Annotated in this window: 22 protein-coding genes and 1 riboswitch; of the genes, 8 read left to right on the forward strand and 14 right to left on the reverse strand. The window is 70.5% G+C overall.

Annotation, left to right across the window (positions count from 1 at the left end):
* Positions 1–149: 149 nt before the first annotated feature.
* Positions 150–572 carry a GNAT family N-acetyltransferase gene (locus tag O5O46_RS19630; RefSeq protein WP_269856799.1) on the forward strand — a complete coding sequence of 141 codons (423 nt, stop codon included), beginning with the start codon at positions 150–152 and terminating at the stop codon, positions 570–572.
* A 184-nt stretch (positions 573–756) separates the two neighbouring features.
* Here the strand turns inward: O5O46_RS19630 and O5O46_RS19635 are convergent, their stop codons facing one another.
* Complete coding sequence (locus O5O46_RS19635) at positions 757–1,221, reverse strand: MarR family winged helix-turn-helix transcriptional regulator (protein ID WP_269856800.1); 465 nt, start codon at positions 1,219–1,221, stop codon at positions 757–759.
* A gap of 203 nt (positions 1,222–1,424) precedes the next feature.
* Complete coding sequence (locus tag O5O46_RS19640) at positions 1,425–2,720, reverse strand: MFS transporter (protein WP_269856801.1); 1,296 nt, start codon at positions 2,718–2,720, stop codon at positions 1,425–1,427.
* A gap of 569 nt (positions 2,721–3,289) precedes the next feature.
* Here O5O46_RS19640 and O5O46_RS35580 point away from each other — a divergent pair.
* Positions 3,290–3,709: a CGNR zinc finger domain-containing protein gene (locus O5O46_RS35580; protein ID WP_443072576.1), complete on the forward strand. Its 420-nt coding sequence runs from the start codon at positions 3,290–3,292 to the stop codon at positions 3,707–3,709.
* Positions 3,710–3,769: 60 nt separating this feature from the next.
* Here O5O46_RS35580 and O5O46_RS19650 read toward each other — a convergent pair whose 3' ends face one another.
* A complete protein-coding gene (locus O5O46_RS19650) occupies positions 3,770–4,690 on the reverse strand; it encodes an NADP-dependent oxidoreductase (RefSeq protein WP_269856802.1) in 921 nt (306 codons plus the stop codon).
* Positions 4,691–5,007: 317 nt separating this feature from the next.
* Between O5O46_RS19650 and O5O46_RS19655 the strand changes: the two genes are divergently transcribed.
* Positions 5,008–5,565: a YceI family protein gene (locus O5O46_RS19655; RefSeq protein WP_269856803.1), complete on the forward strand. Its 558-nt coding sequence runs from the start codon at positions 5,008–5,010 to the stop codon at positions 5,563–5,565.
* A 150-nt stretch (positions 5,566–5,715) separates the two neighbouring features.
* Here the strand turns inward: O5O46_RS19655 and O5O46_RS19660 are convergent, their stop codons facing one another.
* Entirely contained in the window at positions 5,716–6,345 is a 630-nt protein-coding gene (locus O5O46_RS19660; RefSeq protein WP_269856804.1) for a TetR/AcrR family transcriptional regulator, read from the reverse strand.
* A gap of 99 nt (positions 6,346–6,444) precedes the next feature.
* Here O5O46_RS19660 and O5O46_RS19665 point away from each other — a divergent pair, with 99 nt between their 5' ends.
* The 4 genes from O5O46_RS19665 to O5O46_RS19680 all read left to right on the forward strand — a co-directional run bounded on the left by O5O46_RS19665 (position 6,445) and on the right by O5O46_RS19680 (position 9,053).
* Positions 6,445–6,903 carry a nuclear transport factor 2 family protein gene (locus tag O5O46_RS19665; protein WP_269856805.1) on the forward strand — a complete coding sequence of 153 codons (459 nt, stop codon included), beginning with the start codon at positions 6,445–6,447 and terminating at the stop codon, positions 6,901–6,903.
* The gene (locus tag O5O46_RS19670; RefSeq protein ID WP_269856806.1) at positions 6,900–7,751 is read left to right on the forward strand and encodes an NmrA family NAD(P)-binding protein; all 852 of its coding nucleotides are present in this window, start codon (positions 6,900–6,902) and stop codon (positions 7,749–7,751) included. Before O5O46_RS19665 ends, O5O46_RS19670 begins: the two co-directional genes overlap by 4 nt.
* Before the next feature lie 22 nt (positions 7,752–7,773).
* On the forward strand, positions 7,774–8,007 hold the full coding sequence (locus tag O5O46_RS19675) for a hypothetical protein (RefSeq protein ID WP_269856807.1): 234 nt from the start codon (positions 7,774–7,776) through the stop codon (positions 8,005–8,007).
* A gap of 185 nt (positions 8,008–8,192) precedes the next feature.
* Positions 8,193–9,053 carry a LysR family transcriptional regulator gene (locus O5O46_RS19680; RefSeq protein WP_269856808.1) on the forward strand — a complete coding sequence of 287 codons (861 nt, stop codon included), beginning with the start codon at positions 8,193–8,195 and terminating at the stop codon, positions 9,051–9,053.
* 80 nt (positions 9,054–9,133) lie between these two features.
* Here the strand turns inward: O5O46_RS19680 and O5O46_RS19685 are convergent, their stop codons facing one another.
* Entirely contained in the window at positions 9,134–10,258 is a 1,125-nt protein-coding gene (locus tag O5O46_RS19685; protein ID WP_443072577.1) for an MFS transporter, read from the reverse strand.
* A 450-nt stretch (positions 10,259–10,708) separates the two neighbouring features.
* Positions 10,709–11,608, reverse strand: coding sequence for an aminoglycoside phosphotransferase family protein (locus O5O46_RS19690; protein WP_269856810.1), 900 nt, complete (start codon positions 11,606–11,608; stop codon positions 10,709–10,711).
* 381 nt (positions 11,609–11,989) lie between these two features.
* On the opposite strand from O5O46_RS19690, the gene O5O46_RS19695 reads away from it, so the two are divergent.
* On the forward strand, positions 11,990–12,730 hold the full coding sequence (locus tag O5O46_RS19695; protein WP_269856811.1) for an SIR2 family NAD-dependent protein deacylase: 741 nt from the start codon (positions 11,990–11,992) through the stop codon (positions 12,728–12,730).
* Between the two features lie 160 nt (positions 12,731–12,890).
* Here O5O46_RS19695 and O5O46_RS19700 read toward each other — a convergent pair whose 3' ends face one another.
* The 8 genes from O5O46_RS19700 to O5O46_RS19735 form a co-directional block, all read right to left on the reverse strand.
* Positions 12,891–14,549, reverse strand: a complete 1,659-nt coding sequence (locus O5O46_RS19700) for an alkaline phosphatase family protein (protein WP_269856812.1) — start codon at positions 14,547–14,549, stop codon at positions 12,891–12,893.
* A 172-nt stretch (positions 14,550–14,721) separates the two neighbouring features.
* Positions 14,722–14,925, reverse strand: a complete 204-nt coding sequence (locus tag O5O46_RS19705) for a hypothetical protein (RefSeq protein WP_269856813.1) — start codon at positions 14,923–14,925, stop codon at positions 14,722–14,724.
* A gap of 42 nt (positions 14,926–14,967) precedes the next feature.
* Positions 14,968–16,290: a protein kinase domain-containing protein gene (locus O5O46_RS19710; protein ID WP_269856814.1), complete on the reverse strand. Its 1,323-nt coding sequence runs from the start codon at positions 16,288–16,290 to the stop codon at positions 14,968–14,970.
* Between the two features lie 100 nt (positions 16,291–16,390).
* Positions 16,391–17,515: a TIGR03118 family protein gene (locus O5O46_RS19715; protein WP_269856815.1), complete on the reverse strand. Its 1,125-nt coding sequence runs from the start codon at positions 17,513–17,515 to the stop codon at positions 16,391–16,393.
* A 150-nt stretch (positions 17,516–17,665) separates the two neighbouring features.
* Positions 17,666–18,502, reverse strand: a complete 837-nt coding sequence (locus O5O46_RS19720; RefSeq protein WP_269856816.1) for a CAP domain-containing protein — start codon at positions 18,500–18,502, stop codon at positions 17,666–17,668.
* Between the two features lie 2 nt (positions 18,503–18,504).
* Positions 18,505–18,676, reverse strand: a riboswitch (cyclic di-AMP (ydaO/yuaA leader).
* Between the two features lie 383 nt (positions 18,677–19,059).
* Positions 19,060–19,296, reverse strand: a complete 237-nt coding sequence (locus O5O46_RS19725; RefSeq protein ID WP_269856817.1) for a malic enzyme-like NAD(P)-binding protein — start codon at positions 19,294–19,296, stop codon at positions 19,060–19,062.
* Positions 19,297–19,592: 296 nt separating this feature from the next.
* Positions 19,593–20,438 (reverse strand): SDR family NAD(P)-dependent oxidoreductase, encoded by an 846-nt coding sequence (locus O5O46_RS19730; protein WP_269856818.1) that lies wholly within the window; start codon positions 20,436–20,438, stop codon positions 19,593–19,595.
* 325 nt (positions 20,439–20,763) lie between these two features.
* Entirely contained in the window at positions 20,764–21,675 is a 912-nt protein-coding gene (locus O5O46_RS19735) for a LysR family transcriptional regulator (RefSeq protein WP_269856819.1), read from the reverse strand.
* Positions 21,676–21,782: the final 107 nt, after the last annotated feature.

The following is a 21,782-nucleotide window of genomic DNA, read 5'->3' on the forward strand; positions in this document are numbered from 1 at the left end:
GGTCGCCGTGTGTCGGAGGAATCCCTGCCCCGTTGGACGGCAACGGACACAACGGTGCAGATCGGTCCAGCCCGTCGCCGTGCACAGCCGTCCACGTGGTGGCACCGGGCGAGCTTGCACGCCGGTCACGCGCTCCTAACATTCAGCACGTGAACGCAACGAACGAGCTTTACCGGATCTGTGCCGAAACGCCTTCCGTCGAGACGTACCTGCGGCTGCGGCTCGAAGCGGGGATGTCTGCCAAGTCTCCCGAAGCGGCCCGCATCGGGCTGCCCAACTCATGGCATGCGGTGACCGTGTTCCGCGGGGACGAACCGGTCGGAATGGGGCGGATCATCGGTGACGGTGGATGCGTGTTCCAGATCGTCGACATCGCTGTGGCGCGCGGCCATCAAGGGCGCGGGCTGGGCAAGCAGATCATGACGGAACTGGTCCGGGCGTTGGAGCAACACGCCCCGGACAAGGCCTATGTCTCGCTGATCGCGGACGGCGACGCGCGCTTCCTGTACGAGAAGTTCGGATTCCGGCCGACGGCTCCCGCGTCGATCGGCATGTACCGCGTCATGACGTGATGCGGCGCGGGGCTGACGCGCCTTGTATCCCTGTGGTGGCGGTCACGCCGCCGGGCCGCTGCGCACGGGGCGGTGCGTGGCAACGCGGCGTGTACGACGTCGACTTGTCGATGGGCCCCGCCAGCTCACAACCGGAGCCCGCGCTTTGCCTGGCACCGCACAAGGCGTTCACGAGCGTTGCACCTCACCGCCTGTCCGCGTCCTCCGCTTTCCGCGTTGCGGTCGTCGGCGGCGTGTCGGCGAGACGGTTCATCAACCGGCCAGCCAGAAGCAGGACCTGCTGCTCGGTCTCGGTCAGCGGGCCCATCGCCTCGGTCAGCCACGCCTCGCGCTGCGCGAGGTCCTGCGCCAACGCCTGCCGCCCGGCCTCCGTGATCGACAGGACGGAAACGCGCCGGTCCTCCTCAGATGGGGCGCGGGTGATCAGCCCGTCGGTCTCCAACTCGGCGAAGCTCCGGGTCAGGGACTGCGGCTGCTGATGTTCCGATGCGGCGATGGAGCCGGGGGTGGATGGTCCTCGGCGGCGCAGATGGCCCAGGACGCTCATCTTGTTCGGGCTGAGCGCACCCGGTGGCCGCTCATGGCGCAGACGCGAGCCGAGTCGCAGGAGCCCCTGAAGCAACACATGGGTGGGGAAGGCGTTGTCCATGGGCCCATATTAAGCGTGCCCTTACTAATTTCAGGGCCGGACAGACCGCTGTAGCGTCGTCATCGCGGGTGAATGGTTTGAGAAGTACTACGCAACCTCTGTGATCCCCTGCCGACGATGTCGGCGGTTCAGCGTCCTCCTCGCGGGCTCGGCGGGGGCGCTGGCTCGCCCGGCCGGGCTGCCAGCGCCCACCGGCCCAGCGGTCATTGATGTGCCGTCGCGGCAGAGCGCCGCATGCTGGGCAACTTCGCCCGGGACTCACCTGGGGTCCGGCGTCCGCGCAGCGACTCCCCCGCGGTCTCCGGCATCAGCAAGATCGGCACCAGGGCGATCAGACCGGCAGCGGTCATGTACCAGCCCGGCATCAGGGTGTTGTGCGTGGCCGAGATCAGCGCGGTCACGACCAACGGCGTGGTGCCGCCGAAGGCGGAGGTGGAGACGTTGTAGCCGATCGCGAACGCGCCGTACCGCACCTGGGTCGGGAAGAGCGCCGGCAGGGTGGACGCGATGCAGGCGAGCAGCGACACCAACAGCAGACCGAGGACGGCGAAACCGACGGTGGTGGCCACGAGGTTCTTCGTGCCCATCAGCATGAGCATCGGCACCGAGAGGACGATGAAGCCGATGCAGGAGGTCAGCAGGACGGGTTTGCGGCCGATTCGGTCGGTGAGCGCACCGATCGGCGTGATGACCGCCAGCATGCCGACCATGACGAGCACCGGTAGCAGGTCGCTGGTGAGGGTGCTCAGCTTGAGGACGCTGTTGAGATAGGTCGGCATGTACGTGAGTACGCCGTAGTCCGCGATGTTGAGCAGCAGCACGAATCCGATCAGCAGCAGGATGTGCCGCCAGTACTGCATGGTCTCCCGGAACGGGACCTTGGAGGTTTCGCCGCGCTTGGCCAGTTCGTCGAAGACCGGGCTGTCCTCCAGACGAGCGCGCAGGTAGAGGCCGATCGCACCGAGCGGCAAGGCCACCAGGAAGGGCACTCGCCAGGCCCAGGCGTTGAGCGTGTCCTGGCTGACCGACGCGGACATGATGGTGGCGAGCAGTCCGCCGGAGATCAGGCCGATCAGGGTGCCGAACTCCAGGAAGGAGCCGTAGAAACCGCGCTTCTTGTCCGGTGCGTACTCGGCCATGTACGTGGCCGCTCCGCCGTACTCGCCGCCGGTGGAGAATCCCTGGACGAGCCGACACAGTACGAGCAGTACCGGCGCCCAGACCCCGATGGTGGCGTGGGTGGGCAGGACACCTATCGCCGCGGTGGACAGGGACATGAGGGTGATGGTGAGCACCAACACCCGCTGGCGGCCCAGTCTGTCTCCGAGGGGGCCGAAAACCATGCCGCCGAACGGCCTGATCGCGAATGAGACCGCCAGCACACCGAAGGTGGACAGGAGTTTGGTGGTCGAGTCGCTTCCGGGAAAGAAGGCGTTGCCGACCGACGTGGCGAGGTAGCCGTAGACGCCGTAGTCGAACCACTCGATCGCGTTGCCCATTGCCGATGCAGCGGTGACACGGTGCAGGCTGCCGCGGTCCACCTCGCGAAAACCGGCAGAAGGTTCGTGTGCGGGCGACTGATCGCCGCCTTCCACGGGGGTCTTGCTGGTCGAATCGTGGTCCGTCGGGCCGCTATGAGGTGGACACATACGTCTAGCGCCTCCATGAACAGGTTGTCGATCCGTCGAGAATCGAATAGTCCGGCATCCGCTACCCGGGCTCACGACTTCCATGCGTGCACAGTTCTCCGGCACGGTTTCGGCGCCGCCGAAGGATGGTCGGTCACTCGCGGGGCCGCCGACGACCACGTGAACGCGGTGGGATCGTCGGCGGTGCGGTCGTCCTACGCGCCGGACTTCGTCATTCATGGGCAGTGCGTGACGCGGTTGCGCCAGTGCCGGAGACCCCGCGCCGACCCCGGGGATGACCAGCCCGAGGATCGGTACGGGCCAGGAGAGCCGGATCCCACCAGGCGCAGGACCATGTTTGCGAGGCCGACGTTCACAAAGCCGCGACCGGCCGCGCACCAGACGGGAAGCCGGTGCGGGGCGCCGCCGACCCGGCGGAGGTGGCGAAACACCCGCCAGGTGCGCGACGTGGCCGCGCCCGCGACGCCTTGTACGGCGCCTGCCGCGATGAGCACTTGGACGTTCCCGGCCGTCCCGCGCGGCAAGGTGACGGCGGTGAGGCCGGTGAGGCCGAGGACGTACAAACGCTTGCGGCCCGGGGTTTCACCGAGGGAACCCAGCCGAGCAGCAGGGCCGCCCGCGCCAGGGGTAGATGTCGGCGATTCACTGCAACGAGCCAAAGCTCGCGTGCAGTTCGTCCGCGATGCGCGGCAGCGCAACCATCACGATGGTCGCGCGCCCTCTCCGAATGCGGCAACGTCTACGCCGACTTCAGCCGAGCCGGACGGCAACGGTACTGCTCACAGATCTGCGTCAACCGCGACTCGGTGCGCCGCCATCACGCCAGGCGAGCCATCTGAAGGCGTGACGGGGCGCACCTGGGGCCGGGCGGCGTCACCCCCGCAGTGCGTTTCGTACCGTCAGGGCTTCAGCACGATCTTGCCGCGGGTGTGCTGCTGCTCCAGTTCGCGGTAGGCGTCACGCACGTCGTCCAGCGGAAAGACCTTGGCGATCGGGATCTCCAACTTGCCCTGGTCGATCAGTGCGGCGAGTTCCTTGAGCACCTCGGCACTGGCGGCTGCCGCACTGCCCTCCGCCTTGACTCCGTGCTTCTCCGCACCGGCGAAATCGATGATCGTGTCGATTCGGTCGGGCCGCACTCCGAGTTCGAGCGCGAGCTCGATGTACCCGTCGCCGAAGGTGTCGATGAACGCGTCGACCCGGCCGCCCGAAGCCGCACGGATCCGGTCGGCCACGCCCTCGCCGTAGCTGACCGGGATCGCTCCGCGGTCGGTCAGCCACGCGTGGTTCCGCTCGCTGGCCAGGCCGATCACCGTGGCACCCGCCTGGCGCGCCAGTTGCACGACCAACGAGCCGACGCCACCGGCGGCTCCGGAGACCACCACGGTGTCGCCCGGCGCCAGGTCAACGGCCCGCACCGCCGCGTACGCGGTGGTCCCGGCCACGAACAGGGCGCCGCCCTGCTCCCATGTGACGCCCGCCGGGCGGTGGATCAGGTCCGTGGCGTCGGCGAGGACGTACTCGGCATGGCTGGCCCGGCGGTTGGTGAAGCCGATCACCTCGTCTCCCGGCGCGAGGTCCTCGACGCCCTCACCGACCTCCTCGACGGTCCCGGCGAAGTCGCTGCCCTGGCCGGAGGGGAAGGTGGCGGGCCACCGGTCGTGCAGCAGGCCCTCGCGGATCTTGGCCTCCCCCGGATTGATCCCGGCGGCCACCACCTTGACCAGCACCTGCCCGCGGCCGGGCGAGGGACGTTCTACGTCGACGACCTCCAGCACGTCGATGCCGCCGTACTCGGTGAAACGGACTGCCTTGGGCATCGCGCTCCCCTTTCGAACTTGTGGTGAAGACGGCAACAGACCGAAGACGCCAAGGATTCCCGTCGGCGGATCCTCAGATCGTGCGTCGGCCGCAGGTTGCGGACCGGGTGCCCCCACCGCGCCGCATACCCATACATGGATAACGGGGGGTGGTCGGGCTTAGCCTGAGATGGATCGGTTCTGCCGAGGGAGTTCCTGGGCGTAAGCCAGGCCGGGCCAGCTTCCTCGCGTCCGCGCTTCGACCCTCACGCAGGCCAGCCGCGGGATCACGGCCCCGCCGCCCGGGCTTCCATGCCCCGTCCCTGAGGGAGCTGCTGATGGCCACCACCAAATGGTTCTTCGAACCCGGCCACACAGCCGCCGAGTTCAGCGCCCGGCACATGATGGTCACTTACGTGCGCGGTCAGTTCAAGAACGTCCAGGGCCGGCTGGAGGCCGACCCGGAACATCCTGAGCAAGCCAGGGCCGAGGCGATCATCGACGCCGCCCAGGTCTACACCGGCCAACCCGAACGCGACGCCCATCTGCGCAGCGCGGACTTCTTCGACGTCGAAAACCATCCCACCTGGACCTTCTCCACCTCCCACATCCACCAGCTCAGTCCGAACGAGTTCGAGGTCACCGGCGACCTCACCATCCGCGGCACCACGCGCCCGGTCACGTTCGACGTCACTTACCTCGGCCAGTGGGACACCCCCTGGTGGGAGGGCGAGCAGAACCTGGGCTCCCGGCGCCGGGCCGGCTTCGTCGCCCGCACCCGGCTCAACCGCCATGACTTCGGCGTGAGTTGGAACGACACTCTGGACCGCGGCGGTGTCGTCGTCAGCGACCTGATCGATGTCACCGTCGACATCGAGGCCGTCCTGGAGCCGTAGCACCATCACCACGAGCGGCCGAGGCCCTGCCCTGCTGGAGCGTTAGTCGCTGAGGACGCGGGCCGCGCCGGGTGGGCGGGTAGTGGGGGTCGGAAACCCGTCGTGGCTCTGCTCCTCGATCCACTGCGCCCGCCGCGCCCGGCACTGGCGTCATGCGGTGTGCGGCCGGTGCGCCGGTTCCGAAGGGGCGTCGAGTGCGCGGATGACGTGGTCGACCAGCCGCTCGAAGTAGCCGGGCTCCAGGGTCGCGTGCCGGACGTGCAAGCGCCAGTAGACCGGGGCGGCGAGCAGGTCCAGGGCGAGTTCGAGGTCCAGGTCGGCGGGAAGCTCACCGCGCTCGACGGCGCGCCGCAATGTGACCGTGCCCAGCGCGCGCCGTGGTTCGCCGATGGCGGTCCGGATCGCCTCGGCCAGCGCGGGGTTCCGCCCGGCTTCCGCGGTCAGGTCCGGCAGGATGGTCGCCAGCCGGGGATGGGTCAACCAGTCGTGCACCGCGCGCAGCGTGGCCAGCAGGTCCTCGCGCAGTGACCCGGCGTCGGGGACGTCGGCGAGCGGAACGCTGAACTCCGACAGCACGGCGATCACCATGTCCTGTTTCGACGGCCACCGTCGGTACAGGGCGCTCTTGCCGACCTTCGCGCGTTTGGCCACCGCCTCCATCGACAGCCGCACATAGCCGTGCGCGGCCAGTTCGTCGAGAACGGCCTCGGTGATGGCGGAGGTGATGCGCGGCTGGAAGACGGCGGCGCCGGTCGGCGTGCGGCGGGGGCTCTCGGTCATGTGCCCAGGATACGTGTGGACGGGACGGTACCGTCCCGTCTAGGCTCCCCCAGGACAGGACGGTACCGTCCCGTCCATTCTGGAGTGACTGGAGTCCCCATGCCCGGAACACCACGGACCCCCCGCGACCTCGTCGAAGAGGCGCTCCGCCTGCTGCTGGCCAAGGACATGGCCGGTTTCGCGGGCCTGTGGGCCGAAGACGGGATCCTGGAGTTCCCGTTCGCGTCGGCCGGCTATCCACAGCGCCTGGAGGGCCGCGACGCCGTACGGGAGTACCTGCGCGACTACAACGACCATGTGATCCCCACGGCGGTCGTCTCGCGCACCGTGCACGAGACGGCCGACCCCGAGGTGGTCGTCGTCGAGTTCGAGGTGGACGGCACCGTGGTGGCCACCCAACGCCCCTACCGCATGAGCTACATCGCGGTGCTCACCGCCCGCGGCGGTGAGATCGCGCACTACCGGGACTACTGGAGCCCACTGGCCGCCGCCGAAGCGATGGGCGGCAGCGTCGATGAACTCACCGCCGCCTTCGCCGGTGAGGAGGCGCACGCGTGAGCCCGCGTCCCACCACGCTGGTCATCGGCGGAACCGGCACCACCGGCAGCCGGGTCGCCACCCTGCTGCGCGACCGGTCGGCCGCCGTGCGCATAGCCACCAGGCGGCCGGTGGAAGGCAACGCCGAGCACATCCGGTTCGACTGGGCCGATCCGGCCACCCACAGCGCGGCGTGGGCCGGGGTGGACCGGATCTACCTGGTCGCCCCCATCGGCGCGGCCGACCCGGCGCCCATCGTCGAGCCGTTCCTGGACGGCGCGCTGGCGGCCGGAGTACGGCGCGTCGTACTACTGAGCTCGTCCGCCATCCCCGAGGGCGCCACGGGGGTCGGCGCCCTGCACCGCATGGTGCGCACGGTGGTGCCGGAGTGGACCGTACTGCGGCCTTCGTGGTTCATGCAGAACTTCGTCGGTGACCACCCGGTCGCCCACGGCATCCGGGCCGACCGGGAGATCGTCACCGCCACCGGCGCCGGCCGGGTGGCCTTCGTGGACGCCGACGACATCGCGGCGGTCGCCGTGCGGGCCCTGCTGGACGCCGTACCGCACAACACCGAGCACCTGATCACCGGCCCCGAAGCCATCGGCTACGCCGATGCCGCCGACATCATCACCAGGACGACCGGGCTGACGATCCGCCACCGTTCAGTCAGCACGCGGGATCTCGCCACCCGCATCGCCGCCGCTGGCGTCCCGGCAGAGTTCGCCGCGGTCCTCGCCGCTCTCGACGAGGACATCCGGCACGGCGCGGAGGACCGCGTCTCCCCGGCTGTCCAGGCGGTCATCGGGCGCCCCCCGCGGTCGTTCAGCGAGTTCGTCACGTCCCACCGGAACGCCTTCACCGCGTGACACCGCTTCCCACCGGAAGGAGGTGGCCCGCCGCTCCCGCGCACCGCACGACGAGGAGTTCGACAAGATCCTGCAACAGGCCATCGACACCGACCCGACGATGCGCTGGGCCTGCGGCCACGGCCGCTACGTCATGGCAGCCGGGACCGCCCGGCAGTGCACCGCCGAGCAGGGCGCGGACGCCCATGGCCACTCAGGAGCACAGCGACTGGCACTGGCCCTGATCTACGACTGGCTCGACGACACCCTGACGTAGTGGCGCTCCGGCGTACGGCTGGGCCGAGTTGGGTGTTCAACAGCGTTTCCCACACAGCGTGTCCGTTCCGGTGACAGGCGCTGTCCCCGGAACGGCAGCGGCCCCGACGAGCGCATACCTGCGATGATCGACGGGCGGCCGTCTCCGGGGAGATGGCCGCCTGACTCGTCTGGCGGGGAGTGTTGATGGATCTGCGGCAGATGGAGGTCGTCGTCGCGGTCGCTGAAGAAGGCGGATTCACCGCGGCCGCACGGCGGTTGCACGTGGTGCAGTCTGCGGTGTCCGGTACGGTGCGCGCGCTGGAGAAGGAGCTCGGTATCCAGCTGTTTGACCGCACCACGCACCGGGTCGCCCTGACCGCGGCTGGTGAGGCGTTCGTTCCGGCTGCCCGCGCGACGCTGCGGGCGGCGGAGCAGGCCCGGGCGGCGGCCGACGCCGCCAGGGGCGAGCTGCGAGGACAGGTCACCGTCGGCACGATGCAGGGCGTCTGGGTCGGCCTGCACCGTGCACTGGCTGCTCTGCGGGCGGAACACCCCCGTGTGGTGGTCCGGCTCCGGCAGGCGGCGGTGTCCGACATCCGGCAGTCGCTGCGCGACGGATCGGTGGACCTCGCCGTGGTCGCTTTCGACCGCCAGCAGCAGCGGGGGCTGGTGACCCGGCTGCTGGTACGCGAGGAGATGGTGCTCGCGGCATCACCGGCTCGTGCCTTCGCCCAGGCGGACCGGGTCGCGTACGCCGAGATCGCCCCGGTGCCGTTCGTTGACTTCGCGCCCGGCTGGGCGATCCGCTCCGCGGTGGACCGGGCCTTTCGCACCGCCGGGGTCGAGCGCGGCGCGGCCTTCGAGGTCAATGACATCGTCGCGGCGTCCGAACTGGTCCGGCACGACCTCGGGGTCTGTGTCATGCCGGAGTCGGTCGCCGCCCGTTTCCCCGACCTGTCCCTGCGCAGGTTCGTCCGGCAACCGCCGCGCTGGAACGTCATGGCGGTGCGGCCCGCCGGCGAGGCACCCCCGGCGGTCGCCGCGTTGCTGCGGCACATTGTCTGACCGCTGGGCACATCACGTGACAGCTGGCTCCGGCACCCGATCGGGTGCCGGAGCACGTGTGCCGGGCGGCCTGTGCCCCGTCAGCTCGTGCCGCGGCCGACCGCGCGGCGTTCGGTGGTCCAGTAGGCAAGGGCCAGCGCGGGTAGGGCGGCACCGAGAACGGTCACCGCGGTCCAGCCTCCGGAGCGGTAGGCGATGGAGCCGAGCTGGGACCCGAGCGCACCGCCGACGAAGAAGGTGGCGATGAAGGCGCTGTTCAGGCGGGCGCGGGCAGTTGGGTCCAGCCGGTAGATGGTGTGCTGACCGAGAATGAGGGAGGTCTGTACGGCCATGTCGAGCAGGACCGCGGCCAGTGCGATCGGCACGATGCCGTGCTGCCCGAAGCCGGCGAGCGCGAAGGCGAGTGCCCCCACGGCGAACGCCGCGCCGGACATCGGCCGTACCAGCTCGCGGTCGGCCCAGCGGCCGGCCAACGGTGCCACGGCCGCCCCGGCCGCGCCGACCAGGGCGAAGACTCCGACGCCGATCGGCGAGTAGTGGAACCGCGGGCCGGTGAGCATGAACGAGACCGTGGTCCAAAAGGCGCTGAAAGCGCCGAACATCGCCGCCTGGTACAGCGCTCGGCGCACCAACACCGGGTGGCCGCGCACCAGTTGGACGGTCGAGCGCAGAACGTGGTGGTAGGGGACGTCGGTGGTCGGGGCCTGCTGAGGTAGGGCCAGGTGCAGGGCCAGCGCGAGGAGGGCCATGAGGACCGCGGAGCCCAGGTAGACCACGCGCCAACCGGCGGCGTCGGAGACCAGGCTGCTGAGCGTGCGGGAGAGCAGGATGCCGGTGAGCAGACCGCTCATCACCCGGCCGACGATCCGGCCCCGGGTGTGGTCGGGGGCCAGGCTCGCGGCGAACGGGACCAGTATCTGGGCCACAACCGAGGTGGCTCCGCTGATCAGGGAGGCGATCAGGAGCATCGGGAAGCTGGTCGCCGCACCCGCTGCGGCCAACGCGAGGGTGGTGACCGCCAGCAGGATGGTCACCAGGCGGCGCTTCTCCATCCGGTCACCGAGCGGGACCAGGAAGAGCATGCCCACCACATAGCCGATCTGGGTGATCGTGATCAGTGCGCCGGCGGTGGCGGTGTCGACCCGGAAGAACGCGCTCAGTGAGGACAGCAGGGGCTGGGCGTAGTAGAGGTTGGCGACCGTCATGCCGGAGGCGGCGGCCAGGAGTGCCACCAGCCAGCCGGGTACGGCGGACGCGGCCTTCGATGTCGGGGTGTCGTGCCCGATGGCACGGGTCGTACGAACGGGGCCGGGAGTCGGGGGCATCGGCTGGGGCTCTCTCGGGCAGGGGCTTCGCGGTGTTGAGCGGCTGCTTCGGCGCTCGCACGGGTACAGCGCGCATGGGCACCGGAGGCTTCCCCTGTCGTGGCGATGATCCGGGACAACGGTTATCTGAGTCTGAGATGACTGCCGTGGGCTGTCTCTCACAGCCCTCGCTGGAACGGGCCCGGCGTGTGACGGCTCGCCTCGGGGAGTTCGCCGAACCAAAGAGCGGGGGCGGGCCGCCGAAGCGCATGCCGTGACTCTGCGGGGCGTACGGTAACCGCGGTTACGGCGGTCATCTCCGTTGCCGCGGGCCGCGGTAACGGGGAGCCGTCAGACATCTGCCAGGACCGCCCGGATGACGTGCCGGGCGTTGTGCGTCATCGCCTGGTTCGTCTTCCGGTAGTACGGGAGGGCGATCAGCGCCTGCGAGAGGGTCCGGCCCCGGCCGCGCCTCCAGGTCGCGTCGTCCACACCGAGCGTCTCGCGGAAGACCTCCCGCGCTTCGGCCGGCAGCAGGTTCCACGCCGGAAACAGATCGCAGGCCGGGTCGCCCGCCCCCATGCAGCCGAAGTCGATCACCGAGGTCAGCCTGCCACCGCCCACCAGCAGGTTGCCCGGCATCAGATCGGCATGCAGCCACACCGGCGGCCCGTCCCAGGCCGGGGCGCGCAGCGCGTCTTCCCAAACCGCGGTCGCGGCATCGCAGTCGACGCCCTCCTGAGGGATCCCGCGCAGTTCCTCGATCGCCGCCCGGGTCGACGCGTCGAGCGCGGCGAGCGGCCCGCCGCGGTGGGCCCGCGGCGCTCCCGGCAGGGTGATGCTCCGCATCGCCGCCACGAACTCGGCCAGATCCTTGGCCAGCAGCACGGGCTCGCTCAGCGCCCCCACCTCGGGGTTCTCCCCCGCCAGCCACCCGTACACCGACCAGGGCCACGGATACCCCTCGCCGGGCTCCCCTGCCCCGCGTACCTCGGGGATGGCCGTGGGCAGCCGGGATGCGAGGAGAGGCAGCCACTCCCGCTCCATCGACACGTCCTTGGCTCCGCCCTCCACCAGCGGTAGCCGTACGACCATGCCGTCGCCCAGCCGGTACATGGCGTTGACCGTGCCGCCGGACGGAAAGCGCTCCACCGCCAGCCCCGCCCACTGCGGGAACTGAGCGGCGATCAGCCGCCGTACGAGCTCGTCGTCGATGGGGTGCATGCCGGGATGCGGCTGACCTGTGCTCATGGGACGCCATCCGACCGGTGGTGCCCTGCGGGCGTCAAACCCTTTTGGTGTTGGTCAGTCCAGCCGTGCCCGCGCCGACGACAGCCCGCTGGCCTGCCATTGAGAAGCACGTCAACTCGGCGTACGCCAGGCTCGATTCGGCCGAGGAGCCACAACTCCACTGCCGGTCAGCGCCGTTCTGGCGTACCTGCGCCACGCACCGGACCGCTCGGCATAGGGCGTGGTGTGGCCGGCCCACCGGGTGCGGGGTGGGAGCCACTCACTTGCCGGGGGCCGCGTTCGCGGGGGCAGGACGGCCGCGGCGCGCGCGGCCCGGCGTGTCTGAGCCCCGGGCCGGGAAACCCGGTCGCCCGCCGTCGGCAGGCTGCGTACGCTCGACGCATGAACACGCGTGCGCCGCTTGTCGTCGTCCTCAGCGGGGCCGGGATCTCCACGGACTCGGGCATCCCCGACTACCGGGGGCCGAACGGGCTGTGGCGGCGCGATCCGGGGGCGGAGAAGCTGGTCACCTACCAGCACTACATGGCGGATCCCGAGATCCGCCGCCGGTCGTGGCGCATGCGGTGCGACGGCCCGACGCTGCGGGCGCGGCCGAACGAGGCGCATCGGGCGGTGGTCCGGCTGGAGCGTTCCGGGGTGCCGGTACGGGTGATCACGCAGAACGTGGACGGTCTGCACCAGCTCGCGGGCATGCCTGCCAGAAAGGTGCTTGAACTGCACGGCACCGCCCGCGAGGTGGTCTGCACGGAATGTGCGGAGCGTTCCGCGATGGAGGAGGCGCTGGAGCGGGTGCGGGCGGGCGACCCGGATCCGGCGTGCGCGCGGTGCGGTGGAATCCTGAAGTCCGCGACGGTGATGTTCGGTCAGGCGCTGGATCCCGAGGTGTTGGGCCAGGCGATGGCCATCGCGAAGGCCGCCGAGATCTTCATCGCGGTCGGCACCAGTCTCCGGGTCCAGCCCGCCGCGTCCCTCGCCGGACTGGCGGCCCAGCACGGCGCCCGCCTGGTCATCGTCAACGCCGAGCCGACCCCGTACGACCCGCTCGCCGACGAGATCGTCCGCGAGCCCATCGGCACGGCGCTGCCCGCGCTACTGGATGGCATCACGGCGAGGACGGCGTGAGCACGTGTCAGCCGAACGGCGCGCCGACGTCGGCGCGTTGAGGTGAGCGCCCGCCCCACGTGAGCCGTGTCGTCCGGTCGTGGCGAATGTGGGCGCGTCGAAGCGAGAGTGGACCGCACGCTCGATCGCGTGCGGCCCACTCGGGCTGGGTTGACTCGGGTCAGTGGACCGGCAGCACCTGGGTGTGGTCCTTCTGGACAGCCTCCAGGTTCCGCGGGTCCAGGCCCAGGAGCGCCAGGATCGTCGGCGCGATCTGGGCGGTCTCGACCTGCCCGGACTTGGTGACGCCCGCCGGGGTACCGGCGCCGGAGACGACGAGCGGGACGTTCAGGTCGTCGGCGTGGGCGCCGCCGTGCTCCGCGATCTTGCTCTTGCCGCCGGTGTAGACCACGCCGTACTTGGCGATGCCGAACAGGTCCGGCACACGCGGGTCACCAGGCTTGACGCCGAAGTACTGGGCGGCTTCCCTGCCCGCGTAGACCTTGCTGAGGCCGCTGTTGGTGAACGCCTTGGCGTTGCCGTTGATGTCGTTGCCCTGGCCGCTCTGGGCGAGCAGGTACTGCTTGGCGAACGACGTGGCCTCAGCCGAGCGGTCGCCCAGCCACAGCAGCATGCCGTCGTCGTCAACGGAGTGCGCGACGAGATCACCGGCGCCCGGGTGCTTCTTCTTCCACGCGGCGTTGAGCCCGTCGAGCAGCGGACCGTCGTCGATGCGGGTGAGGGCCTTGGGGTCGGTCGGCGACTGACCGTGCTTGGCGGACAGGATGATGTCCGTGCTGGAGCCGAGCCCCTGGGCCTGGATCTCCTTGACCAGCGCGCCGACCTCGGTGTTGACGAAGTCAAGGTTCTTCTGCAGCAGCGGCCCGGGCACGCCCTTGGCCGCGTAACCGCCCTTGAGGCCCTCGGAGATGGGGAGCTTCTGGGCGGTGGAGACCGACTGGAAGTTCATGCCGAAGATCGCCGGTGTGCCGACCTTGTGGCTGCGGGAGTGGTCGTAGCCGTCGATCTCGTTGAGGACGGCCTTGACCTTGTAGTTGTCGTACTGCTCGGTGGCCTTGTTGTCGGTGGTCCAGTCGCCACCGGCCGGGTAGCCCGGGGCGTTGCTGTTGATCTCCGGGGAGAACTGGTCCTGGATGCCGGTGCCGGAGGGGCCGTTGAGGATGTCGTAGGCGGCGTGCTTGTCCGACCAGGCGGTGCGCAGACCGGCGTTGCGGGCCACGTTGAAGACGGTGTTCACCTGCAGGTACGAGTGCGGGTACACCGGCTTGCAGGTCTTGGGGTCGACCGGCAGCTTGCTCGGGTCCAGCAGGCTCTGCGGCTGGCCGGTCATCTGCAGGATGCCGCTGGGCAGGTTCTTCAGGCCCTGACCGGCGTCGAGGGCGGCCTTGTTCCTGTCCATGTCCTCGGTCATGTCCACCTCGGCGCCGGGCTTGACGCCCTTGCAGTTGGTGGTGCCGGCCGGAAGCAGGGCGTGGTTGTACACGTCGTCGTAGTAGATGCCGGTGGTGCCCGGACCGCCGCCGGTGGCCTGGGCGGCCATGCCCGGGAAGGAGTCCGAGGGCGTGGTGGTGTGCGCGTTGGTGTACTGCACGCCGCCGTTCACCAGCCGGGCCAGCGCCGAGGCGGGGTGATGGGCGACGTACCAGGCCAGGTCCGACTGGTGCAGGCCGTCGACGGAGAGCAGCAGGACGTGCTTGGCCGAGGCCTTCTGCTGCGGGGCCGGGGAGCCGGTGAGTTCCGACGCCGCGGCGAGCGAGCCCCCGGCGAGGGTGGTGGCGACGCCGAGGATGGCGGCCAGTCGAATGGATCGGCGGGTCACGGAGTACTCCAGTTGCTGCTGGGGAAGCGGGCGGCGGTGCTCGCGTTCATCAGTAGCTTCCGGTTGTGTACTGGCCGCGGACGGAAGTTGAACGGCTAAGAAACCGGCTGCGCGGCTCCCGCACACGGCACCGCGCCCATCGCGCGGAAGACGTGGGCGGAAACCGCGGCCGTCACGACCACACGTCGGGGCCGCCGCCCTGCCACTCAATCAGCGCCGGGTCGTCCAGCGCCACATCGTCCGGGTCGAGGCCGGCGCGGCGGAGGAACTCCTCGACGTCCGCCAGTCCGTAGGCCTGCCCCACCACTTCGCCCTGGACCGTCACCCGTCGGGCGCCGTCCTCCACCGGGTGCACAACAACAGGTGGATGCTCCATGTCCTCAAGGCTCCGGCATCCCCGGCCCGGCCGCACCCGGGGCTACTCCGCGGGCGGTACGGTCCCAGGGCGGCCACGGGTGGCCGGGCCGGTCGACAGTTGGACGCGGATGCTGCCGCCGCGCGCCATACGGGTGCCGGAGGCCGGGACCTGGCCGCAGATATGGCGTTTCGGGGGGTGCGCCGTGCAGGCGCCGAACGCGGACCGCACGACGTGCAGCCCGACACTCTGCGCGCCCGTCCGCGCCTGGGCGATGGTCTTCCCGACCAGATCGGGGACCGGCACGGTGGTGGGCGCCTGGGCCTGCCCGGCTCCGTCGCCACCGGGCCCCGACGCGGCATACGCCCCGCCCGCGACCAGCAGCGCCGCGGCCCCGGCCACCGCCGACCACAGCAGCCGGGACGGGCGCCGACGGCGATCGTCCGGTTGCCGCCGCGGGGCGGGCGCGGGCGCCGGGGTGTCCGCCTCGTCGTGGTGCGCGGCCTGGGTGGTGAGCGTGGGCGCGATCGCCGCGGACGCGCCCTCGATCCGGGCCAGCGCGTCGTCGATGGCAGCACGCATCTCCTCGGCGTTCCGGTAGCGCTGCTCCCGGTTCTTGGCGAGCGCGGTGAGGACGACGGTGTCGTACAGCGGTGGCAGCCCCGGCACCCGGGCCGAGGGCCGCTCGGGCGTGTCCCGCACCTGGGCGTAGGCCACGGCCAGCGGGTTGTCGCCGGTGAACGGTGGGCGGCCGGTCAGCAGCTCGTACAGCAGGCAGCCGGTGGAGTACAGGTCGGTGCGGGTGTCCACCTCCTCACCGCGCGCCTGCTCCGGCGACAGGTACTCGGCCGTGCCGACCACCATGGCGGTCTGGGTCAGCGTCGCGCCCTGTGCGCCGAGCGGTCGGGCGATGCCGAAGTCCATGACCTTCACGGTGCCGTCGGCGCTGAGCATGACGTTGGCGGGCTTGATGTCGCGGTGCACGATGGCGCAGTGGTGTGCGTGCGCCAGTGCGTCCAGTACGCCCGCGGTCAGCCGCAGCGCCTGTTCGGGAGGCGGCGGCTGGTCTCCGCGCGCCAGTTCGGCCAGGGTGCGGCCCTCGACGTACTCCATCACGATGTACGGCAGGCTGACGCCGTGCGCCATGTGCTCGCCGGTGTCGTAGACGGCCACGATTCCGGGATGGTTGAGCAGGGCGGCCGACCTCGCTTCCCGTAGGAAGCGCTCCCGGTAGGACGGATCGCCCGCGCACTCGGGGCGCAGGGTCTTCACCGCGACCGGGCGGTGCAGTTTGAGGTCGTCGGCGAGGTAGACCTGCGCCATGCCTCCCCGGCCCAGCAGCCTGCGCACCGCATACCGCTCACCGAGCGGACGTTCCTGGTCCATTCCGCGTGCCCTTCTCCGGCGGAAGCCGCACGGGTCCACGGCTTCGGCTCCGGGCGGCACGGTAGCGGGCAATCATGTGGATTCCATGTGGAGCGGGGTGTCAGCTCACCGCCCGTACGATGCCGAGCAGTCCGGCCTTCTCGTCGTTGATCCCGGCGGCGAACCAGACGGCGTCCTGCCGTGCCTTGTGGGTGCCGCGCAGCAGGCCCCACAGCCCGGGGATGGTGATCGGCTTCCCCTTGGAGTCCCGGAGGGTGCCGACCAGCCGCCCGGTGCGCGGGTCGAAGGCGTGGATGTGGCCGTCACCGAAGTTGCCCACGAGCAGATCGCCGGAGAACCTGCCGAAGTCGCGGGGTGCCAGTTCCATTCCCCAGGGCGAGTTGAGCACGCCGCGGCGGGCGAAGCGCCGCAGCAGACGGCCGTGTGTGTCGAAAACGTCGATGAATCCCTTGCCGGGCCCGGCGATGTCGTCGTGCTTGGCCTGGTCCTGCTGGGCGTAGGTCACGAACACCCGCGAGCCGAACGCCTTGACGTTGAACGGCGCGTAGCCGCGGGGGATGCGGGGATCGCGAAAGCCGCGGTAGAACGGCAGGCGGTGGAAGCTCGTGTCGAACACGTCGACGCGGGCGGCGCGGAAGTTGGCGGCCAGCAGCCGGGGCGTACGGCCGCGCACCAGGGTCAAACCCTTGTAGACGGCGTTGACGCCGTGCCTCTCGACGTGGGCGACCCGCACGGCCTTCCGCTGCGACACCTTCGGGCTCCAGGCGAACAGGTCCCCTTCCTCTCCGGAGAAGATGAGCCGGGCGGAAGCGGACTTCCCGAAGGCGTGGAACCGGAAGTATCCCGTGTCGTTGGGCACGCTGCCGGTTGGAGCCCCGGAGCCGGGGATGGACTCCACACGGCGCAGTACTGTGGCAGGCTTACCCGGCCGGGCGCCGGTGTAGGTCGTCGCTTTGTCGCTGCCGTTGTCCGAAACCCAGATCACACCATCGAGTTGGGCCAGTCCCCAGGGATTGACCAGGTTGGGGTCTGTGGCCGTCGCCTTGCCCGGCACGTTGGATACGAAGTCGAACTCCCGGTAGCCGCGGTCCCGTTGGCGCGATGGCTGCGCGGAGGCGGCCGGTGTCGCGAGGGAGGCGGCTCCCAGGGCGCTGAGGGCCACAGTGGCAGCCACCAGCCGCCTGGTCATTGAGTGCCGGTGGCGCGCGGAAACCTGCTGGGCCATGGGGTTCTTCCTCGCTGCTGGGCTGGGCGTGAGCTGCTGGAGGAATCCTTAACCGGCCAGGTGGCTGAATTCTTAACCAAAAAGGATAATTAACGCGTTCGGCCTACAGTCCGGTCCGCCCATGGCGCTCACGGGCGGACCGGAGGCGGTTCAGTCGGAGAAGTCCTGCGTCAGCCAGACGGTGCCCTGGGCGTCCCGGTGCACGGCTATGCCGATGTGGGTGAAGCCGCTGCTCAGGATGTTCCGCCGGTGGCCGTCGTTCGGCGGCTGCTCGTTCAGCATGCCCTGGGTCAACTGCACGGCCATGGCGGCGACGTCCTGCGGCGAGGAGCTGACCGGGCCGCCCTCGCCTATGTTCTCCCCGGCCGAACTCCACTGCACACCCGCCGCCGTCTCCCGGTCACCCAGCGCGGCCTCGCCCGGGCACTGGTGGGACAGTCCGCAGCCGTTCGCCATGACCTGGTTGTGGCCTTCGGCGCTGCGGGTCAGTCCGGCGGTGATGGTGTAGGCGGGCAGCCCCTGCGCGGCGCGCGCCTTGTTGATCAGGGCCAGCACCTGCTGGACCGCGTCGGATGTGTCGCCGGCCTGCGGAGCCGGAGTGGCGCTGGCGGTGGGGGTGGCCGACGCCGCGGCGGACGCGGAGTGCGACGGCGCGACCGAAGGCTGGGCGGAGGCGGCCTGGACCGGGGCGGCCTGGACGGGGGTGGCCGAGGGCTGCGGGGCGGCCGGGTGGGGGTGGGCGGCGTGCTGCGTGTGGTGGGCGACGTGGTGCTGCTGGCGCGCGTGCTCGTGATGCGCGCGCCCCTCGTGGTGCCGCGACTGCCACTGGTCGGCGGTAGCGGACTGGTGTCCGGCGGGTGCGGCGATGGCTCCGCTGGCGCCCACCAGCGGAAGCATCAGACCGGCACCGGCGATCCCGGTGGCGGCGAGACGGCGGGTGGAGCTCTGGTGCGGGCGGCGGTGCCGCCCGGAACCGGGTATCAGCATGCAGGCTTCCTCCACGACGCCTGCGAGGTGAGCTGTCGGGTTCGGGCGGTGAGGTGGCCCGGCCGCGCATGCGGCTTCACCCCGAGCCGTCCGAGCGTGTACCCGGGCACCGGGCAGGGCATGGGACGGCGACTTACCTGGTTCCCCCGCTCCTGCCCGTTGCGTTGATCGGCTGCCCGTCGGTCGGTGGACAGGACTCGGCGTCCCGGCCGCGGGGTACGCGTGTGCGAACACCCCGCACGCTAGGCAGCCAGGATCAAGACTCACAAGCATGTGTCGTGCACATCACATGGGAACACCACAAACTGACACCCCATCAGGAAAGATGGGGCGATATGCCCTGATAAACCTGGGCACTTCAGGACACTGCGGTGTACCGGCGACGTAGGGGTATGCGCCCGAACGTACCGAAATCCACAAACCGGTCAGTCCGGATACGCCGGATCCCACTGCGTCGCCGCGACCGCCGCCCGCACTCCTGCTCGGTCCGCCGTCGGGCGACGCCGCCTCGACGGCGGCCAGTGCGGCGGCGACAGCGATCTCATGGGCCGCCTCCCTCATGCACCGCAGCGGCGGAAGCAACGGCGCCGGGCCGTCGACGGATGCGGGATCGCACCAGCAGCCCGTTGATGTCCACGAACCAGAACCGGTCGGCCGCATCGACCGGACAGCCCCTCGTCCACCACCGCGGTGCGGATCATGTCGGCCACCCCGACGGCCGCCGAGCCCGCGCCCAGGACGACGAGCCGCGGGTCGCCCAGCTGTGCGCCGGTGACCGACACCGCCGTGGTCATCGCACCCAGAGCGACGGCGACGGTAGCCTGGGTCCCGTCGTTGAACGTCAGGAGCCGGTCACGGTACGGGTCAGGATCGGGCGCGCGTGGACGGTCACGAAGTCCCGGCCACTATCGCCGCCGCGTCGGCCGAACGACCTTGGCACGACCAGGAGTTCACCGTTCCGGTTCGGCGCGCTCGTCACCGCGAGCCGGGCGTTCGGCGGGCGTGGCCACGTCGATGGCGCCTGAGCGCTCGGCTCGTCGGCAGCAGCCCTCAGGGGCTGGCACCGACGAGCGGCGCCATGCTCCGCGCTTCAGTCGGACTGCGCCGCTCGGGGGCGCGCGGGGACGGGTAGGCCGTACATCTGGGCGCAGCCGGCGCTCATTCCCATGACGAGATCGGCGCGCGGGACCGGCCAAGCCTGCCGCACCGCGGCATGGTTGGCGGGTCCTACGGGCACCAGCGGAAGACCGGATCCCAGAGCCGCGACGGCTTCCGCTACGACCTCGGTCGGGTCCATCAAAGCGACGGGCAGACCGTCGAGGTGCGGTTCGGTAGCGCGCAGGGCCGGTGTGTCGGTAGGTCCGACCATCGCTACCAGCACATCGACATCGTGCTGACCGAGTTCAACCCACAACGCTTCGCCGAGCATATGGACGAAGGACTTCGACGCGGTGTAGGCACCGACGTACGCACAGCCCGCCATCGACCCGGTGGACGTCGTCAAGATGATTCCACCACGGGACCGTCCGGCCATCGCCGCACCGAAATGATGCGCCATCAGCAGCGGTCCGCGGCAGTTGAGGTCGACGAGGTACATGGCCTCGTCTATCGGGCGGTCGATGAACTTGCCGATGTTCGGCGAAGCCCCGGCGTTGTAGACGAGCAGACCGATCTCGATGCCGTCGGTGTGCGGTTCGAGGTCGTCCAGCAGTGAGCCACTGGTCAGGTCCACGCTCGCGGTTCTCACCTCGACCCCGAACGTTTCGACCAGTTCCGCGGCCAAGCCGGTCAGCGGCTCCTCGCGACGGGCCAGGAGCAGCAGGTTCAATCCCCGCTCGGCGAGATGCCGGGCATAGGCGGCACCCGTTCCCTCGGATGCCCCCGCGACCAGCGCCCAGGGCCCGTAGCGCGTGACGAAGTCACCATCATTACTCATGAACAGCTCACTTCCGCTCGTCGGCGCCAACTCCGTGTTCAGCACGGGCAGTTGGAGGAAGTGCCTTTGTAGCAGCAGAGGTCCGTGGCGCCTGCCCACGGCGGGCTCACTCGTCTGCCGGGTGCCGAGCGTCCAGTGGGTGAAGGCCCCGTACGCTGCGCGTACTCCCGGGCGGTGGCGGCCTGTGCGACCGCCAAGGGCGAGGCGGCGGACCTCCGCGCAACGCGGGCGGCGGGCCGTCTCGTGCGACGTCAGGGCGAGCGGATGTCGCCAGGTGATGCACGTGCACGGCATCACCCCGGCGCACAGGAGGGCGGGGTTCAGCTCAGTCGGCCGCGGGGCCTGGGACACCGGCCCCGGCGAGCGCTTCCCTGACCCTCGCGCGCAGCCAGGCGTGCGCGGGGTCGCCCTCGTAGCGGTGGTGCCAACTCATGACCAGCGGGACCGGCGGCAGGTCGAGGGGCAGCGGGAGGGTACGCAGTCCGGCCGCCGCCAGACCGGCATCCGCCAGCACCATCGGCACGGCCGACATCAGGTCGCCGGCCGCCACCATGCGCAGTGCCGCCGCCGTCGTGGGCGCCGAGGCCACCACGCGGCGGGCCAGGCCCAGCGCCTCCAGGGCGTCGTCGACCGGATCGCGCAGTCGACCTCGGCGCGAGACGGTGACGTGGTCGGCGGACGCGTACGACGTCGGCGTCAGCGCTACGGCGGGGTGGTCGGCGCGCACCACCGCGACCAGCGTGCCGCTCCCGACCACCTCACTGCGCAGGTCCTGCTGCCGTGGTTCGCTGGCCGACAGCTCCAGGTCCACCCGCCCCAGCCGCAGATCCTCGGTGTCGGCCGCGGACTCCGCCAGGAAGCGCAGCCGTACCGCCGGGGCGTCCTCACGCACGGCCGCCAGCAGTGCCGGGCCCGTGCTGTCGGTGAGGGCGTCGTGGCACCGGAGGGTGAACGTGCGGTCGAGCGTGGCCAGTTCCACGGCTCGGGGCGGCCGCAGCAGCGCCTGTGCCTCCTCCACCAGCGTGTGCACCTGGTCGCGGACCGATTCCGCGTACGGCGTCGGCAGCATGTCGCGTCCCGCGCGCACCAGGATCTGGTCGCCGGTGGCGCGGCGGATACGGCTCAGGGTCCGGCTCATCGCCGGCTGGGACAGGCCGAGGCGGTCCGCCGCGGCGCCCACGCCACGCTCCTCCAGAAGTGCGTCGAGTGCGATCAGCAGATTCAGATCCGGGTGCACCGAGGCATGCTAGCCGTATTGACCGCGAGCGTTGTTGACAGTGGGCGTCGGAGACGTGGTCGAGGTGGCGGCGCGTTATGGGCAAGAGGAAGCCAGTCGGAGCCGTG

Source organism: Streptomyces sp. RPT161 (assembly GCF_027533845.1).
Lineage (GTDB): Bacteria > Actinomycetota > Actinomycetes > Streptomycetales > Streptomycetaceae > Streptantibioticus_A > Streptantibioticus_A silvisoli_A.